General features: G+C 72.3%; 16 protein-coding genes. 8 read left to right on the top strand and 8 right to left on the bottom strand.

Features of this window, described 5'->3' with window-relative positions:
• Positions 1–38 precede the first annotated feature (38 nt).
• The gene (locus ABEA10_RS24490) at positions 39–833 is read left to right on the top strand and encodes a carbon-nitrogen hydrolase family protein (protein WP_345467784.1); all 795 of its coding nucleotides are present in this window, start codon (positions 39–41) and stop codon (positions 831–833) included.
• On the opposite strand, the gene ABEA10_RS24485 is transcribed toward ABEA10_RS24490, so the two are convergent.
• From ABEA10_RS24485 to ABEA10_RS24475, 3 genes are all read right to left on the bottom strand, one after another.
• Positions 769–2,178 carry an APC family permease gene (locus ABEA10_RS24485; RefSeq protein ID WP_345467781.1) on the bottom strand — a complete coding sequence of 470 codons (1,410 nt, stop codon included), beginning with the start codon at positions 2,176–2,178 and terminating at the stop codon, positions 769–771. The two genes, ABEA10_RS24490 and ABEA10_RS24485, sit on opposite strands and share 65 nt — an antisense overlap.
• A gap of 281 nt (positions 2,179–2,459) precedes the next feature.
• Entirely contained in the window at positions 2,460–3,635 is a 1,176-nt protein-coding gene (locus ABEA10_RS24480; RefSeq protein ID WP_345467778.1) for a CaiB/BaiF CoA transferase family protein, read from the bottom strand.
• 139 nt (positions 3,636–3,774) lie between these two features.
• Positions 3,775–4,383: a GmrSD restriction endonuclease domain-containing protein gene (locus ABEA10_RS24475; protein WP_329258208.1), complete on the bottom strand. Its 609-nt coding sequence runs from the start codon at positions 4,381–4,383 to the stop codon at positions 3,775–3,777.
• Positions 4,384–4,606: 223 nt separating this feature from the next.
• On the opposite strand from ABEA10_RS24475, the gene ABEA10_RS24470 reads away from it, so the two are divergent.
• Both ABEA10_RS24470 and ABEA10_RS24465 read left to right on the top strand, forming a co-directional pair.
• Positions 4,607–5,161 carry a uridine kinase family protein gene (locus ABEA10_RS24470; protein WP_345467774.1) on the top strand — a complete coding sequence of 185 codons (555 nt, stop codon included), beginning with the start codon at positions 4,607–4,609 and terminating at the stop codon, positions 5,159–5,161.
• Positions 5,162–5,217: 56 nt separating this feature from the next.
• Positions 5,218–5,529 carry a hypothetical protein gene (locus tag ABEA10_RS24465; RefSeq protein WP_345467772.1) on the top strand — a complete coding sequence of 104 codons (312 nt, stop codon included), beginning with the start codon at positions 5,218–5,220 and terminating at the stop codon, positions 5,527–5,529.
• A gap of 89 nt (positions 5,530–5,618) precedes the next feature.
• Here the strand turns inward: ABEA10_RS24465 and ABEA10_RS24460 are convergent, their stop codons facing one another.
• From ABEA10_RS24460 to ABEA10_RS24450, 3 genes are all read right to left on the bottom strand, one after another.
• On the bottom strand, positions 5,619–7,442 hold the full coding sequence (locus ABEA10_RS24460; protein WP_345468201.1) for a hydantoinase B/oxoprolinase family protein: 1,824 nt from the start codon (positions 7,440–7,442) through the stop codon (positions 5,619–5,621).
• Between the two features lie 2 nt (positions 7,443–7,444).
• A complete protein-coding gene (locus ABEA10_RS24455) occupies positions 7,445–9,511 on the bottom strand; it encodes a hydantoinase/oxoprolinase family protein (RefSeq protein ID WP_345467770.1) in 2,067 nt (688 codons plus the stop codon).
• Between the two features lie 96 nt (positions 9,512–9,607).
• Positions 9,608–10,222, bottom strand: coding sequence for a DsbA family oxidoreductase (locus ABEA10_RS24450; RefSeq protein WP_345467767.1), 615 nt, complete (start codon positions 10,220–10,222; stop codon positions 9,608–9,610).
• 99 nt (positions 10,223–10,321) lie between these two features.
• Here ABEA10_RS24450 and ABEA10_RS24445 point away from each other — a divergent pair, with 99 nt between their 5' ends.
• Positions 10,322–10,696 (top strand): FKBP-type peptidyl-prolyl cis-trans isomerase, encoded by a 375-nt coding sequence (locus ABEA10_RS24445; RefSeq protein ID WP_345467765.1) that lies wholly within the window; start codon positions 10,322–10,324, stop codon positions 10,694–10,696.
• A gap of 56 nt (positions 10,697–10,752) precedes the next feature.
• Here the strand turns inward: ABEA10_RS24445 and ABEA10_RS24440 are convergent, their stop codons facing one another.
• Entirely contained in the window at positions 10,753–11,391 is a 639-nt protein-coding gene (locus tag ABEA10_RS24440; protein ID WP_345467762.1) for an NAD(P)-dependent oxidoreductase, read from the bottom strand.
• 129 nt (positions 11,392–11,520) lie between these two features.
• Here ABEA10_RS24440 and ABEA10_RS24435 point away from each other — a divergent pair, with 129 nt between their 5' ends.
• On the top strand, positions 11,521–12,105 hold the full coding sequence (locus ABEA10_RS24435; protein WP_345467760.1) for a TetR/AcrR family transcriptional regulator: 585 nt from the start codon (positions 11,521–11,523) through the stop codon (positions 12,103–12,105).
• A gap of 146 nt (positions 12,106–12,251) precedes the next feature.
• Here the strand turns inward: ABEA10_RS24435 and ABEA10_RS24430 are convergent, their stop codons facing one another.
• Positions 12,252–12,887 (bottom strand): SRPBCC family protein, encoded by a 636-nt coding sequence (locus ABEA10_RS24430; RefSeq protein WP_345467758.1) that lies wholly within the window; start codon positions 12,885–12,887, stop codon positions 12,252–12,254.
• Between the two features lie 89 nt (positions 12,888–12,976).
• Between ABEA10_RS24430 and ABEA10_RS51250 the strand changes: the two genes are divergently transcribed.
• The 3 genes from ABEA10_RS51250 to ABEA10_RS24420 all read left to right on the top strand — a co-directional run bounded on the left by ABEA10_RS51250 (position 12,977) and on the right by ABEA10_RS24420 (position 14,836).
• A complete protein-coding gene (locus ABEA10_RS51250; RefSeq protein ID WP_425550950.1) occupies positions 12,977–13,135 on the top strand; it encodes a helix-turn-helix domain-containing protein in 159 nt (52 codons plus the stop codon).
• Positions 13,081–13,755 carry a zinc ribbon domain-containing protein gene (locus ABEA10_RS24425; RefSeq protein ID WP_345467756.1) on the top strand — a complete coding sequence of 225 codons (675 nt, stop codon included), beginning with the start codon at positions 13,081–13,083 and terminating at the stop codon, positions 13,753–13,755. The genes ABEA10_RS51250 and ABEA10_RS24425 overlap by 55 nt, the downstream gene beginning before the upstream one ends.
• Positions 13,756–13,999: 244 nt before the next feature.
• Positions 14,000–14,836, top strand: coding sequence for a polysaccharide deacetylase family protein (locus tag ABEA10_RS24420; RefSeq protein WP_345467754.1), 837 nt, complete (start codon positions 14,000–14,002; stop codon positions 14,834–14,836).
• Positions 14,837–15,007 lie beyond the last annotated feature (171 nt).

Below are 15,007 nucleotides of genomic sequence, written 5' to 3'. Positions count from 1 at the left end.
AAGAATTCAGCGATTCTCCGCCAGGAAAGGAGTGCGCGATGCGAGTGGCGCTGTGCCAGATCACGATCGGCGACGACCCGAAGGAGAACCTGGAACGCGCCCGCGGGGCACTGGCCTCGGCGGCGGACGCGGACCTGGCGATCTTCCCGGAGGCGGCGCTGGTCCGCTTCGGCGGCGACCTGGCCTCGATGGCCGAGCCGCTCGACGGCCCGTGGGTGACGGGTCTGGCCGAGGCGGCGCGTGAGCACGGCACCGCGGTGATCGCGGGCGTGTTCGAGCCGGCGTCCCCGGGCCGGGTGTACAACACGGCGGTGGCCCTCGACGCCTCCGGCGCGCTCGTGGGCTCCTACCGCAAGATCCACCTGTTCGACGCCTTCCACGACCGCGAGTCGGAGTTCGTCGACGCCGGCGACGCGCCGGTGGTGGTCGAGCTGTGCGGCGCGCGGATCGGGCTGATCACCTGCTACGACGTGCGCTTCCCCGAGCTGGCGCGGGCGCTGGTGGACGCGGGCGCGGAGATGTTCGCGGTGATCGCGGCCTGGGCGCAGGGGCCGTTCAAGGAGGAGCACTGGGTGACGATGGTCCGCGCCCGCGCGATCGAGAACACCACGTGGGTGGCCGCCGTGGGCAAGGCCCCGGACCGCACCGCCCCGCCGCGGGGCCGTCCGGGCGGCGTGGGCCGCAGCATGCTGGTGGACCCGATGGGCGTGGTCCAGGCGGACCTGGGCCCGTCCCCGTCCGTACGGCTCGCCGAGATCGACCTGAGCGTCACCGACCAGGTACGGAAGGTGCTCCCGTCTCTGTCCCACCGGCGGCCCGACCTGCTGGGCTGAGGGAGGTCCCCGCCCGGCCGCCCGCCCGGCCGCCCGTCCGGCCGCCGACGGCGAAGACGACGGCGCCCACCACCAGCCAGCCAGCGGCGACGATCTTGGCGAGCGTGGTCGCGGAGACCATGATCCAGACGCACACCGCCGCGCCGAGGACCGGGACCACCAGGTGCGGGATCCACCGGCGGCTGCCCCGGCGGATGACGTGGTAGCCGACCACCGAGACGTTCAGGAGGGTGAAGGCGGCCAGGGCGCCCATGTTGACGATCGACACGAGCACGTCCAGGCCGTCCGCGCGGCGGGCCGCCCACACCGACACGACGAGGCTGACCGCGGCCGTCGTCAGCAGGGCGGCGCGCGGCACCTGGGAGCGCTCGTCCACCGCCGCGAGCGCCTTCGGCAGGCCGCGGTCGCGGGCCATGCCGTACAGCAGGCGGGAGGCCGCCGCCACGGCCGCCATCGCGGTGAACGCCGGGCCGATGCCCTTGACCACCGCGAACGTCCGTTGCATCCACACGCCGACCGCCGTTCGCGTCATCGTGTAGAAGGCGGTGCCCTGCTCGGCCGGCGCCTGGGCGAGGTGGTGCGGGCTCACCGGCATGAGCAGCCCGGCGAGGTAGGTCTGCAGGACGAACAGCAGGCCGGCGACGCCCAGGCAGAACAGCACCGCCCGCCCGACCTGGCGCTCGTCACCGGTGTTCTCCTCGGCGAACGAGGCGATCGCGTCGAAGCCGAGGAAGGACAGCACCGCGACCGACACGGCCCCCATCACCGCGGCCGTCGTGATACCGCCGACCCCCAGGGCCGGCGAGGTCCACGGGCGGGCCGGGCCGTCCATGATCAGCACGACGACCGCCGCGACGACGAACACCGCCAGCAGCACGATCTCCACCAGGAGCACCACGAAGCCCACGCGTGCGGCCAGGCGCACGCCGAAGAGGTTGAGCAGCGTGGTCGAGACGAACGCGACCGCGGTGAACACCCACGCCGGCACCGAGGGCACCAGCGAGTGCAGCGCGATGCCGCAGAACAGGTAGCCGACCGCGGGGATCAGCAGGTAGTCCAGCATCGCCAGCCACCCGGCCGCGAACCCGGCGGGCCGCCCGATGCCGATGCCGGCGTAGGCGTACACCGACCCGGCGTGCGGCACCTGCCGCGACATCTGGGCGTACGACACCGCGGTGAACGCCATCGCGAGCGTCGCCACCAGGTAGACGAGGGCGACGGAGCCGTGGCTCTTGGCGTCGAGGACGCCGAAGACGCCCACCGGCGCGAGCGGCCCGATGAACAGCAGCCCGTAGACGATCAGGTCGCGCGACGACAGGCTCCGGCGGAGCGCCTGCGGCTCCATCCAACTCCCCCGATCAGAGACAAAAGCGCAGGTCAGGAATCTACCTGCTCCCTCCGAGTGTGGACGTCATCGGCGGACCGGCCGCCGGGGACCGCCGATGCGGGAGCGGACCGGTGGGGGCTGTGGGGCCGCTGAATCACACGTTCTGGGACGGATGGGGCGCGGGGACCGTACGGTGAGTCGCCGTTCATCGGGAAGGAACGGTGTGAGCGAGATCGGCCGACCGAGGAACTGCTGGACCAGATGGACTCCTGACCCGCGGACTCCGGTGGGGCGGCGGGTCAGGAGTCCATCTGGTCCAGCCAGGCGAGGACGTCGCCGGTGTGCTGGCCCAGCTGCGGCGGCGCGGTGTGCTCGCGCGGCGGCACCCCCTCGAAGCGCAGCGACGGGCCGGGCAGCTCGATGCGGCCGAGCTCCGGATGTTCCACGTCGATGACCAGCCCCTGCGACCGGGTCTGGTCCCACTCGTAGACCTCGTCGATGGAGCGGATCGCCCCGGCGGGCACACCCACCTCGGCGAGCCGGGCCAGCCAGTGCTCCCGCGTGCCGGTCGACAGGGCCTTCTCGATCAACGCGCCCAGCTCGCCGCGGTTGCGGGACCGGTCGGCCCCGGTCGCGAAGCGCGGATCGTCGGCATCGATCCCCACGACCGGCGCGAACCTCTTCCAGAGCCCCTGGTTGGCGACGCCGACCTGGATCAGGCCGTCGGCGCACCGGTAGCTGCCGTACGGGGCGATCGAGGGGTGGTCGTTGCCGATCGCCCGCGGCACCTCGCCCGCGACCGTCCACCGGGTGGCCTGGTAAGCGTGCGCGCCGACGACGGAGGCCAGCAGAGAGGTGCGGACCACCCGGCCACGCCCGGTGCGGGTCCGTTCGTACAGCGCGGCCACGATGCCGTACGCGCCGTTCACCCCGGCGAGGATGTCGCAGATCGACAGGCCCATCTTGGTGGGCTGGTCGGGCGCCGGGCCGGTGACGCTCATGATCCCCGCCTCGCCCTGCACGATCGCGTCGTACCCGGGCCGCCCGCCCTCGGGGCCGTCGTGCCCGAACCCGGAGATCGACAGGATGACCAGGGCCGGATTGATCTCGTGCATCCGCTCGAAGGAGAACCCGAGCCGGTCCAGGACGCCGGTGCGGAAGTTCTCGGCGAGGACGTCGGCGTGCCGGATCAGCCGGGTGAGCGTCTCCTTGCCCTCCTCGGACTTCAGGTCGAGGGTGATCGACTCCTTGTTCCGGTTGCAGGACAGGTAGTACGTGCTGACGCCGGGGTCCACGCCCTCCCGGCCCGGCGCGGTGGCGAACGGCGGCCCCCACTGCCGCGTCTCGTCGCCGGTGTCCGGCTGCTCGACCTTGATCACACGCGCGCCGAGGTCGGCGAGCATCATCGTCGCGTGCGGCCCGGACAGGACGCGGGTGAGGTCGAGCACCACGATGCCGTCGAGTGGACCGTTCATCGGCGGGTTCCTCCAGGGTCACGGGATCAGGGGCGAGCGTCTGAGGGCAGTATCGCCCCTGCCCGCCGTACGGTCCCGTGACCTGCGTCACCTTGACGGCACGGACCCGCCCCGGTGAGGGGACGGGTCCGCGGCCGGTTCAGCAGGCGTCGAGGAGGTCTCCCAGGGCGGCCTTCTCGTCGCTGGTCACGAACAGCTTGAACTTGTACTTGACGCTCACGTACTCCTCGCCGTACGTACACCAGTACGCCGTGTTCGGCGGCTTCCACTCGCTGGGGTCCTTGTCGCCCTTGGAGCTGTTGCTGGAGCTGGAGGCGATGATCAGCTGCGCGTCGGTCAGGTCGTTGCCGAACGCCTTGCGCTGCGCGGCGGTCCATTGGTCGGCGCCGGTCCGCCACGCGTCGGCGAGCGGTACGACGTGGTCGATCGTCGCCTGCGCGACCACGGTGACCGTCGTGTCGTCGTAGGCGCTGTACCAGGAGCCGGAGGTCGGCTGGCAGCCGTCACTGCCCTCGACGACGTCGTCGCCGTCGCGGGCGAGGACGTCCTGGCGGGTGGTGCAGCCGTCGGGCTGGTCGGCCCAGACGTCGAAGGCGTCGCGGCTGTAGCCGTCCATGCTGTGCGGGGTCCCGACGGTGAGCGCGGCGAGCTCGGTCCGCGCGGTCGACTCCGACGGGGGCGGTGGCGGGTCGGCCAGCGCCTGGGTGGAAGGTCCGATGAGGCTCGCGATCCCGATCAGGGTCGCCACGAGCGTAACGGCACGTCGTCGCACTGCTGGGGTCCTCTCATCCGTGGATCCCGCTCCCCGCATGAGACTCGCGCCCAGAGTCAACCAAATGGTTACTAGACGGTAAATACACCTGTATTGACCGGATCCGGACAAATGCCCCGTCCGCCATTTCCGCTTCGCACGTCGCACCGGCGAGGGGGCGGGGGTGGCCGGATGCGGCGGTTCCGGCAGGATGGGCGGAATGCCCGCATCCGTTCCCCCGGTCGACGCCGCGCTCGTGTCCCGGCTCCGTGCGCTGGAACCCTCGTGCGGGCCCGTGCGGATCGTCGCGGTGGACGGGCCGAGCGCGGCGGGCAAGACCACGTTCAGCGCGGCTCTGGCGGCGGCCCTGGGCGGCGCGCCGGTCGTGCACTCCGACGACTTCCCGGTGCCCTGGGACGGCGAGCCGCTCGCCTGGTGGCCGCCGCTCACCGCGCACGTCCTCGCGCCGCTGCGCGCCGGCCGGCCCGGGCGTTTCCGCCGGTACGACTGGCGGCGCGGCGCGTACGCCGAGGAGGTCACGGTGCCGGTCGCGTCCGTGCTGGTCATCGAGGGCGTCGGCGCCGCGCGCCAGGAGTCGCCGGCGGCGTTCCGCATCTGGGTGGAGGCGCCGCGTGCGGTACGGAGGCGGCGCGCGGCCGGACGCGGCGACGACCTGGCCGCCTGGGATCACTGGGCCGAGACCGAGGCGAAACTGTTCACCGCGGACCGGACACGCGAGCGGGCCGACCTGATCATCGACGGCAATTTTTCATAGCGCGTCTGACCTATCCCGTAATAATGGCCGACATGGGGAAAGCGTGGCGATGGGTAATGCGCTCGGAAACGACCCTGGGGCTGTTCCTGCTCGTCGTCGCGCTCGCGGGCGCCGGCCTCGTGATCAACTGGATGTCGTCGGCCGAGCACGGTTGCGCGCCGCACGACACGGCCGCCATCTGCGACGACGGCGTCAAGGACGTCATCGTGCCGATCTCCGTCTTCGGCACGCTCGCCTTCTGCGCGGTGTCCGTCATCGGCGTCAAGTGGTCCTCGCTCGCGTGGATGCGCCGATGGACGCTCATCGGGCTGGCCGGCGAACTGGTCTGCCTGGCGACCGGCGCCGCCCTCGCCGCGACCGGCTCCTGAGCGCCTGCCCCGCACCCTCGCCCCCGCCCGCCAGGGCCAGTCGTCGCGAACAGCCCCCGGCCTCCGCGGGTCTCCGGCGGGCGGCCCCCTCAGGACGCCGGGTCGTCCACGTCCGCGTGCGTACGCCCGCCGGCCAGTGTCGCGTAGCCGGGGCCGCGGTCGAAGAAGGCGGCCGGGCCGCGTGCGGCGCGCAGGCGCTCCCGCAGCGCGGCGGTCGCCGCCTCGTCCGCGGACGGCTCCTCCGGCGTCCCGGCGAGCACGACCCCGTAGTCGTCGCGCGCGCCCTCGGCCGAGACCTTGCCGTCCCGTACGTCGGCGGCCACCTTCTCCGGTGGCCGGTTCAGCGGGTCGCCCCACCCGCCGCCGCCCGTCGTACGGATCCGGACCACCTCCCCCGCCCGTACGGGATGGTCGTCGACGAGTCCGTCCATCGGCGTCCCCGCCACCTCGGCGCGGAACGGCCGCCCCGCGCGACCGCCGTTCACGCCCCAGCAGGACAGGATCGAGCGGTCGGCGATCGACATGTAGTGCGCGTCGCGCAGCATCCGGATGTGCTTGTCGTAGCCGAGGCCGCCGCGGTACTCCCCCGGCCCGCCGGAGTCGACGGCCAGGCCGAGACGCTCGACGCGGAACGGCCAGCGCGCCTCGGCGAACTCCACCGGGATGTTGCGCGAGTCGGGCACCACGTGGATCGTGTCCTCGCCGTCGGCGTAGTAGCGCCCGCCCGAGCCTCCGCCGAGCACCTCGCGCATCAGGTACGGCTCGGGGTCCTCGCCGTACACGCCGGTGTAGCGGATGGTCTCCTGGTCGGCCGGCATCCGGCCGCCGGTCGCCTTGGCCAGCACGCCCGCGAGGACGCCGAGCAGCCGCAGGATCACGAACGTGCGGGCGTTCGTCGGCGCGGGGAAGATCGGGGTGAGCAGGGTGCCCTTCTCGGGGAAGCGCATCTCGATGAGCGGCACGACGCCCTCGTTGACGTCCAGTTCGGCCATCCGCTCCGGCGAGTCGGCGAGGTTGCGCAGCACGGGCGCCAGCCACTTCTTCAGGAACACCCCGTCGGCGTAGTCGCCCGCGTGGTTGATCGGCCCCTTGGCCTGCGGCGACGTGCCGGTGAAGTCGATGATGAGCTTCTCGGGGGTCTTGGTGAGCGTGATCCGCTGGGCGTGCAGCCGGGGCGGGTCGACCCCGTCGTGCTCGGCGTAGTCCTCCCAGACGTACGTGCCGTCTGGGATCTTGGACAGGATCTCCCGCCGGAACGTCTCGGTGGTCTTGTCGATGATCGCGTCGAAGCAGTCCTCGACCGCCGCGCGCCCGTACCGGGCGAACAGCTCGCCCAGCCGCCGCGCGCCCATGAGGCACGCCGAGCACTCCGCGTCCAGGTCACCGGCGAGCGAGTCGGGCATCCGGGAGTTGCGGGTCATGATGCGCAGCGCCGCGTCGTTCGGCACGCCCTGGTCCCACAGCTTGATCGGCGGGACCATGAGGCCCTCCTCGAACGCCGACCGCGCGTGCGAGGGCATCGACCCGGGCACCGCGCCCCCGATGTCGTCGTGGTGCCCGAACGCCTGCACGAACGCCACCACGTCATCATCGAGAAACACCGGCACCGTCACGCACAGGTCGGGCAGGTGACCGATGCCGCCCTCGGACAGGTAGACGTCATTGTGGAAGAACACGTCGCCGGGCCGCATCGTCTCGATCGGGAAATCCCGTACGACGGGCTGCACCAGCGCGGAGTAGGAGCGGCCGGTCAGCTTGCGCATCCGCCGGTCGTGGATGCCGGCGCGGAAGTCGTGGGCGTCCCGGATCATCGGCGAGCGCGCCGTACGGGCGATCGCGGTCTCGACCTCCTTCTCGACCGAGGCGAGCGTGCCCTCCACGATCTCCACCAGCACCGGATCGGCTCTGCCCATCGTCACTCACCCTCCTCACTCGCTACGCGGGCGGCCTCGTGCCTCGGCCACCCACTCCACTCGCTCGTCGGGGTTCGCTCCCATCGCGTCACCACCAGGTTCCCGTGGCCGTCCACGCGGGCGGAGAAGCCCGGGTGGAGCGGCAGTGTGGAGCCGAACTCCTCGATCACCGCGGGGCCGGTGAGGACGTCACCGGGTTCGAGGCGTTCGCGGGCGTACACGGGCACGTCGGCCCAGTCGTCGAAGAAGACCCGGCGCGCTCCCGTACGGGCCCGTGACGGGTCGCCGTCGCCCGGCGGCCGTACGGGCGGCTCCGGCCGTACGATCGGCCCGACGCCGGCCACGCGCAGGTTGACCCACTCGACCGGGTCGCCGCGGTGGCAGTAGCCGTACAGGCGTTCGTGCTCGTCGTGGAAGCGCGCGGCGACCTCCGCGACGTCGGCGCGGCCGACCGGGACGCGCACCTCGAACGCCTGCCCGTGGTAGCGCAGGTCGGCCGAGCGTACGTAGCGGTGCTCGGCGAACCCCTGCCGGTCGAGCGCGGCACCGGCCTCGGCCTCCAGCTCGGCGTACAGCTCCTCCAGCTCTTCCGGCCCGGGGTCGCGGGTGACGCGCGTCCGCACGTACTCGCTGCGCACGTCCACGGTGAGCAGGCCGAACGCCGACAGGTTGCCCGGGTCGCGCGGCACGATCGCCGACGGCAGCCCGAGGACGTCGATGAGGCGGCACACGAGCAGCGGCCCGGAACCGCCGAAGGCGACCATGGGGAAGTCGCGCACGTCGAGGCCGCGCTTGACGGTGATCCGGCGGATGGCGTTGGCCTGGTTCCAGGCGCTGATCTCCAGGATGCCGGTGGCGCACGCCTCGGTCTTGATGCCCAGGTCCGCGGCGAGGGCGGCCAGCCCGTCGCTCGCGGCGGGCACGTCAAGCGGGATCTCGCCGCCGAGCAGGTGCGGCGGGATGCGCCCGAGGTGGACGTGGGCGTCGGTGACGGTCACCTCCGCCGCGCCCCGGCCGTAGCAGAGCGGCCCGGGATCGGCGCCGGCCGAGCGCGGCCCGACCTTGAGCGTGCCCTCGGGCGAGATCCAGGCGATCGAGCCGCCGCCGGCGCCGACCGTGACGATGTCGATCATCGGGATCTTGGACGGGTAGTCGCCGACCGTGCCCTCGGTGGTGAGCGTCGGCTCGCCGTCGAGCACGACGGCGACGTCGGTGGAGGTGCCCCCGCCGTCGAGCGTGATCACGTTCGCGTGCTCGGCGGCCGTCCGCGCGACGTACGCGGCGCCGAGCGCGCCGGCGGCCGGCCCCGACAGCACGGTCGTGATCGGCCGGTCCACCACCTCGCTCGCCGACAGCACGCCGCCGTTGCTCGTCATGACGTACAGGGGCACGTCGCCGAGGCGCTCGGAGATCCGCGCGACGTAGCGGCCGATGGCGGGCTTGACGGCGGCGTCGACCAGGGTGGTGACCGACCGCTCGTACTCCCGGTACTCCCGCAGCACCTCGTGCGACAACGACACCACCGCGTCCGGGTGCTCGCGGCGCAGCACCTCGCGCATGGCCAGCTCGTGCGCGGGGTCGGCGTAGGAGTGCAGGAAGCACACCCCGATCGCGGCCACGCCCTGGTCGCGGAACCAGCGTGCGGCGCGCACCGCCGACGCCTCGTCGAAGGGCCGCACCTCCGCGCCGGTGTGGTCGAGCCGGCCGCCGACCGTCTTCACCCGGTGCGCCGGGACGATCCGCGGCGGCTTGACCCAGAAGTAGGAGTTGCCGTAGCCGTCCGGGACGCTCTGGCGGGCGATCTCCAGCAGGAACTCGAAACCCTCGGTGGTGATGAAGCCGAGGTCGCCGACACGGCCCTCGAGGAGCCGGTTGGTGGCCACGGTCGTGCCGTGGCACACGGCGGCGATGTCGGCGGCGTCCAGCCGGCCGATGCCCGCCATGAACCCCACGGCCGGGTCGCCCGGCGTCGACGGCGTCTTGGTGGTGACGATCGCGCCGCTGTCCTCATCCACGGCGACCACGTCCGTGAACGTCCCACCGGTGTCAATGCCGATCCGGATCGCCATGAGTCACTGTCTACCCGGACGATACGGACGGAGGAACCGTCGACTCCTGCCAACGAGCGGTCCGTTTTTCGGTATTCGGACGCCCGGCCCGCCGGCTCACGCCTGGGCGGCCACCTCGCGAAGGGCGTTCTCGAAGAACTCCGCGGACTGCGCGCCCGAGACCGCCCACTTTCCCTCGAACACGTAGAACGGGACGCCGCTCACGCCCATCGCCCGCGCGCGCTCGACCTGGCCGGACACCTCCGCCTCGCCGTCGCCGGTCGCGAGCCGCTCCGCGACGCCGTCGAGCCCCGCCTCGGCGGCCAGGACGGCGAGGGTGCCCTGGTCGTTCAGGTCGCGGCCCTCGGCGTGGTAGGCGCGGAACAGCCGGTCGACGACGGCGTCCTGGACGCCCGCCTCCCCCGCCAGCGCGATGACCCGGTGCGCGTCGCGCGTGTTCGCGCTGACCGCCTTCTCCGGCGCGTACGGCAGGTCCTCGGCCGCCAGCAGGCCGCGCATCCGCTCGTGCATCTCGGCGACCCTGGCCGGGCCGCCGAAGCGGTCGGCCATGAGTTCGCTGGTCAGCCCGCCGCCGGTCGCCTCCGGGTCGAGCTGGAACGGACGCCAGGTCACGGCCGTGTCGCCGCCGAACGCCGTGACGGCCGTACGGAAGCGGGCCCGGCCCAGGTAGCACCACGGGCACACGACGTCGGAGAAGATCTCGATGTTCACGTCCGGCCCAACCCGGGCCGCCGCGCCCGCATTCCCCGGCCGCGCCGCGGCATCGCTACGCTGGGCGGTTCGTACATCGTCGAACACCGAAAGATTCTCATGGCACTCGAGCGACCCGAGATCGACTTTCCCGAGGGCGAGCCGCCCGCCGACCTCCAGATCACCGACATCACGGTCGGCGACGGCCCCGAGGCGCGGCCCGGCTCCACCGTCACCGTCCACTACGTAGGCGTCTCCCACTCGACCGGCGAGGAGTTCGACGCCTCGTGGAACCGCGGCGCGCCCTTCGACTTCCCGCTCGGCGCCGGACGGGTCATCCAGGGCTGGGACCAGGGCGTGGTCGGCATGAAGGTCGGCGGACGCCGCAAGCTGGTGATCCCGCCGCACCTGGGCTACGGCAACCGCGGCGCCGGCGGCGCCATCAAGCCCGGCGAGACGCTGATCTTCGTGGTGGACCTCCTGGGCGTGAGCTGAGATCTGCTCCATGAGCGACCGCCCGGCATCCTCATCGATGGGTTCCGGGCGGTCGCTCAGTACGCCACCGAGACGTGGTGGCGGATCGAGTCGTCGTCGCCGATCACGCCGAGCATGCAGGCGGCCAGGTCGGCCCGGGAGATCGAGCGGCCACCGCGCAGGTTGATGTCGGTCGCGGTGCGGTAGCGCCCCGTCGCCTCCTTGTCGAGCAGCCGCGGCGGCCGTACGAGAGTCCAGTCCAGGTCTGAGTCCCGCACCTCGCGCTCGCAGTGGCGCATGTCCTCGAAGGCGTCCTTGAGCAGCCGGTTCAGGATCAGCGGCTTGACCACATAGCGCGTGAGGAGGCCGTCCCCCGTGTCGGTGAACGCACCCGCGGCGCTGCACACGACCAGGCGGCGGACACCCGCCTTGCCCATCGCCTCGATGATGGCGCGGGCGCCGTCACGGCAGATCGTCGCCGGCCCTCGGCCCCGCGGTCCGAGCGCCGAAAGGACCGCGTCGGCACCCTCCACGGCCGGCCCGATGGCGGCGGCGTCGGTGACGTCCGCGGTGACCACCCGCAGCCGCTCGTGGGCGGGCGCGCCGAGCCGCGCCGGGTCCCGTACGACCGCGGTCACGTCGTGTCCCTCCTCCAGCGCCTGCCTGACCAGCTGGATGCCGGTGCCACCTGTCGCACCGAAGATCGTCAGCCTCATCGGAGTCTCGCCTTCCGTCGTGTCGTCGTCTCGTCGTTCTCACGCCGCCGCGGTATCGCGGCGTCCGGGGTTAGTGGGCACTCACCCACTAGAATAGCGAGTGAGTACTTACTAACCCAAGGAGCCCTGATGGAGACGCGCGACCGCATCCTCGATGCCGCCGCCGAACTCATGCGGACGCGCGGCATCACCCGCACGACCACCAAGGAGATCGCCAAGGCCGCCGGCTTCTCAGAGGCGACGCTCTACAAGCACTTCCGCGACAAGGAGGAGCTCCTCCTGCGCGTCCTGCGCGAGCGCGTGCCGGGCTTCGCCCGGGTCGAGATCACGGCCGGGCGCGACCGGGTCGAGGACAACATCTTCCGGCTGGTCCGCGGGGCGCTGGACTTCTACCGCGAGACGTTCCCGATGCTCGGCTCGCTGCTGTCCGAACCGGGGCTGATGGCGGCGCACCACGCGTCGATCAGCCGGCACGGCGGCGGGCCCTCGCGCGCGGTCGAGCGCATCGCCGCCTACTTCCACGCCGAGCGGACCCTGGGCCGCATCCCCGAGCACGCCGACCCGGACACGGTTGCCGCGCTGCTGACCGGCGCCTGCTTCCAGCAGGCCTTCTTCGCCTACTTCGCCGGAGGCCCCGACGCGGCCCCGGTGCCGGACGAGGTGGCCACCGCCCTGACCCGCACGCTCACCGCCGCCCTCGGCACCACCACCTGAGGTCTCAGCGCCGCCCGGAGCGACGGGCGAACACCCGGCCCGGGCCGGACCCCGTCCCCATCACCCACTCAACGCCGCTCGGAGCGATGGGCAAGAACCCAGCCCCGGCGTCACGGAGACCACCGCAGCCGGGCGCCGTCGCCGACTCACCGCCGCTGGGAGCGGCGGGCAAGAGCCCAGCCCAGCGCCACCCCGGCCAGCGCGACGAGGCCGCCGGTGCCGAACGCCGTCGCCATCGCCCACGCGTCCGACGGGCCGTGACCGCCCGCGCGCGCGGCGGGCGCCACGACCGGTGTGACGGCCGAGGCCGGGGCGGGTACGGCCGGAACCGCGGGAGCCTCCGCCGGCCGGGCGATGGCGGTCTCCACCGCGGAGAAGAACTCCCCCGCCGTCCGCCTGCCCACGCTCGCCAGCATGCGCTGGCCGACGCCGCCGATCATGCCGCCCACCGTGGCGTCCGCGTCATAGTCGACCCGGGTGCCGCCGTCCGCCTCGGACAGGCGGACCCGTACGGTCGCGTCGATCGTGCCGGGCGCGCCCTGGCCTCGGGCGCGGAGGGTGAACGCGTGCGGCGGCTCGGGGTCGGACAGGGCGACCTGGCCGGCGTAGGTGCCCTTGATCGACGCCACCCCGGCCCGGATCGTCATCGCGTACGTGTCGGGGCCCACCTCGTCGAGGCGTTCACACCCCGGGATCGTCCGGGCCAGCACGGCGGGATCGCGCAGCGCCCGCCACACGTCGGGCACGGGCGCGGCGACGCTGACGCTGCCGTTGACCTTCATCGGCTGCGCGGCGTGTAGACCCCGGCCCTCAGGCCGGGGAGGAAACGCCGCTCCCTCCCCAGAATGTCGGTGGTGGTTAGCGTGTTGGCGTGCGATTCCGGCTCCAGCCCACGCCCGCTCAAGAGACGGTGCTGCTGGAGCACTGTACACATGCCCGGTTTGTGTGGAATCTCGCGTGTGAGCAGCATCTGCATTGGCAGCCGGGGCGGGCGAGCGCGCCGGCTATGGCGAACAATCCCGACAGCTGACCGAGGCCAGGAAAGACTTCGCATGGCTGGCGGCGGGGTCCCAGACGGTGCAGCAGCAGGCGTTGCGTGACTTCGCCCAAGCCATGACGAACTTTTTCGCCGAGACCCATCGGCGTCCAACATGGCGTAAGGCGGGCGTCCATGAGGGGTTCCGGATCGTCGGCCGCCGTGGCGCCCACTGGGACATACGCCGCCTGTCCCGCAAAGTCGGTCAGGTTCGGATTCCGAAGGTCGGGTGGGCGCGGTTCCGCTGGTCCCGCGACATTTCCGCCGAGGCCAAGTCGTTTCGGGTCAACCGGGACCGGGCGGGGCGCTGGCATGTCTGCTTCGCGGTAATCCCACCAGCGATCGACGGGCCGGCTACGGGTGCGGTCGTGGGTGTGGACCGTGGTGTGGCCGTCTCGGCCGCCCTGTCCAGCCATGCCTGCGGGCACTGCGCAGCGGACAACCGTGAGAGCCAAGCGGTCTTTCGCTGTCGCGCCTGCGGGCACACCGACCACGCGGATGCCAACGCGGCCAAGAACATCGCGGCAGGGCATGCCGTGACAGCGCGGGGAGCCCTCCAGCCATGGGGCGGGGCCGTGAACCGCGAACCTCAACCTGTTCTCTCCTCTGTGTAGAAGGATCGGGTTGAAATCCCCCGCCTTCAGGCAGGGGAGGACGTCAACGGCGACCTCCTGTGTGAGCCGACACTAGAAAACCCCGGGCACCGGGCGAAGGGCAACAACTGCCGAGCGGCCGCCGCGCCCTTTGACAATCCGCGTCCGCGGCTGGTGCGCGATGGGGCGAAACGCCGATGCGGCCACGCCTATCGTGAGATAAAGCGAGACAAGTGGGGATCAGACGCCACAGGGAGGAATTCCGATGGCGCTTCGGCCACCGGCCCGTACCGTGACCGCGACCGCCTGCACGCTGCTCGCCGCCGGCGGCCTCACGGCCTGCCACGACACCCGGGCCCCGCGGTCCGGGCGGTCACCGGCCGCCTCCGCGTCCGGCGGCGACACCCGCCACCGCCGGTCCAGGTCCGCCCGGCCCCCGGCGCGGACGACGACCGGGCCGACGGCCACCCGGACGGCGAATCCGTCGTCCCGCACCCTGCCCGACGACGGGCCGCTCCCACCGGTGATCAGCCGTATCCCCGTGCGCGGCCGGGTCGTGTTCATCACCATCGATGACGGGTGGGAGAAGGATCCGGCGTTCGTCCGGCTGGTCCGTGACCGGCGGATCCCGCTGACGCTCTTCCTCACCAACGCGGCCATCAAGGACGACTACGGCTACTTCGCCGGGCTGCGGCGCGCGGGCGCGCTCATCGAGGACCACACGATGACCCACCCGTACCTGCCCAAGCTGTCGTACGCGCGGCAGCGGGAGCAGATCTGCGCGCCGGCCGACATCTACACCCGCCGGTACGGCACGCGGCCGACGCTGCTGCGCGCCCCGTACGGCGCGACCTCCCACGCCACGCTGCGAGCCGCGCGCGACTGCGGCATGAAGGCCGTCTTCTTCTGGCGCGAGGTGGTCACGAACGGCCGGATCGCCTACCAGTCGGGCCACCGGCTGCGCCCCGGGGACATCCTGCTCGTGCACTTCAACCCGCACATGACGGCGGACTTCGAGCGGCTGCTGCGCACCATCGGCGAGCAGGGCTTCCGGCCGGCCGCGATCAGGAAGTACCTGCCCGCGCGCTACTTCCGTTCCTGAGGACCCGCCGCGGCGGCCGGCCTACGGGGAAAGGCGGGAAAGGCATCGCAAAGGCCGATCGATGTTTGCCGCCGGACGCGCCGTCGCACGGCGCGCGACGGGCCACGTGCGTGTACTCCTGCTAGCGGCGAGCGACGGACGATCCTTTGCCGCCACCACACGTGACTCTTT

It is taken from the genome of Actinoallomurus oryzae (assembly GCF_039541955.1).
GTDB lineage: Bacteria > Actinomycetota > Actinomycetes > Streptosporangiales > Streptosporangiaceae > Actinoallomurus > Actinoallomurus oryzae.
This window is presented reverse-complemented; position numbering and strand designations above follow the sequence as displayed.